Source organism: Moorena sp. SIO4G3 (genome assembly GCF_010692305.1).
GTDB lineage: Bacteria > Cyanobacteriota > Cyanobacteriia > Cyanobacteriales > Coleofasciculaceae > Moorena > Moorena producens_A.
The window spans coordinates 1-1,531 of the sequence record NZ_JAAHIG010000720.1 but is presented as its reverse complement, the minus strand read 5'-3'; the positions used below and the strand labels follow the sequence as shown (position 1 = coordinate 1,531).

Genomic DNA, 1,531 nt, shown 5'->3' with positions numbered 1-1,531 from the left:
CCCATAGGTAGCTATTTCTGATGACGAACATGAGCAAGAGCTAGTGATCGCAGCTTAATAATTTTATTTCATTATTACTCCTGCCGGGTGTGTTTTTTTGATGATTACACCCCCCCTGAACGGTTACCAAAAAAGTGCATTCCCTTACACTTCTTCTGGTACAACGATTGAGGCTCAAGCAATCCGGGCACAGCCGCGAGATCTAACCATGGACTGGAGCGAGACACTGTCGCCGTTCCATCCAGCAAGGGGTACAACCGCCTTGCGATCGCCATTATACCAGAAGTTGGTCGAAAAGCGAGGGAGCAGAATTGGCTTCTGAGAACTAAAATCGCTGTATTCTTTATCCCGTAAAGGTTACAGCGATTTTATAGCGTTCCCATGCGAGCGCGTTCATATATTTTCCGGTAGTGGTACACAAGTAGTGATGCAACATTCCATTGACCTTAAATAAGGCATTTTTTTATGGAAAAATATAGGAATTTGACTATCAATAAATTAGGGCTACTTATCTAAGTAATAAGAAATACTGATTAAAATATCCTAAGAAAAGTGCTAAATTTTTCTTAGTAAAAAAATGTTATAAAGTGCTCAATACACCATCATAACAATGAATACAGTCTCAGATTTAATAACGCGACCTAATTGCCCTTACTGCAACTGTGAGCGAACAGTTAAAAATGGAAGCACTCATAATAAAAAGCAAAAATACCTCTGCAAAAACTGTAAGAAGCAGTTTGTAAAAAATCCGACAAAAAAAAGATAATAGATGACCTCTTACTTGAAAAAATATCTTTGTCTGGTATTGCACGAGCAGTTGGAGTTTCAAAAACATGGCTCCAAAATTATGTTAATAACAAATATGCCGAAACTCCCCGAAAAATAAAGGTTTCCGAAAAACCAAAAGGGAAAATTACTATAGAATGTGATGAAATGTGGTCTTTTGTTAAAAAGAAAGAGAATCAGCAATGGATTTGGTTGGCAATTGATGGCCGTTGGCCACGCTACGCGAACAAAAAACTAGAGAAATAATTGGAGTTTATATTGGTGATCGTACTCGATATTCGGCAAAGAAATTATGGCAGTCTTTCCCTCCAGTGGTTCGACAATGTGCTGTGTGTTATACAGATTTTTGGGAAGCTTATAAAACAGTAATACCTAACAAACGTCACAAACCAGTAGCAAAAAAAACTGGTAAAACTAATCATATTGAAAGATTAAATAATACCTTAAGACAAAGGATTAGTCGTCTGGTAAGAAAAACTTTGTCATTTTCAAAAAAAATAGAAAATCACTTAGGAGCTATTTGGAATTTTATTCATCACTATAATAAATGTTTGTCGGGTTGATTAGGCCATCACTACATCTTTATCACTACCTATTTTCCAGTTATGCCATTTCCTTCAGGGCTATTTCATTCTCATGAAAGCTAATAAATGCTAGGCTTACAAGTTAGCTGAGAGTTTCATGAGTTACCATGCGTTTGTCTGCCCAATCTGCCCCTGCTGTCTCAGTTCCTAGGCTCGCCCCA

Annotated in this window: 1 protein-coding gene and 1 pseudogene; both read left to right on the top strand. The window is 37.5% G+C overall.

Features of this window, described 5'->3' with window-relative positions; all coding sequences use genetic code 11:
- Positions 1-100 precede the first annotated feature (100 nt).
- Positions 101-322 carry a hypothetical protein gene (locus tag F6J99_RS44900; protein ID WP_293123879.1) on the top strand — a complete coding sequence of 74 codons (222 nt, stop codon included), beginning with the start codon at positions 101-103 and terminating at the stop codon, positions 320-322.
- 288 nt (positions 323-610) lie between these two features.
- A pseudogene (locus F6J99_RS44895) lies at positions 611-1,349 on the top strand (IS1 family transposase).
- The last annotated feature ends 182 nt before the right edge of the window (positions 1,350-1,531 follow it).

Bases quoted from the DNA above. Each gene is read 5' to 3' on its own strand.
- F6J99_RS44900 (WP_293123879.1), top strand. From the start codon at position 101: ATGATTACACCCCCCCTGAACGGTTACCAAAAAAGTGCATTCCCTTAC.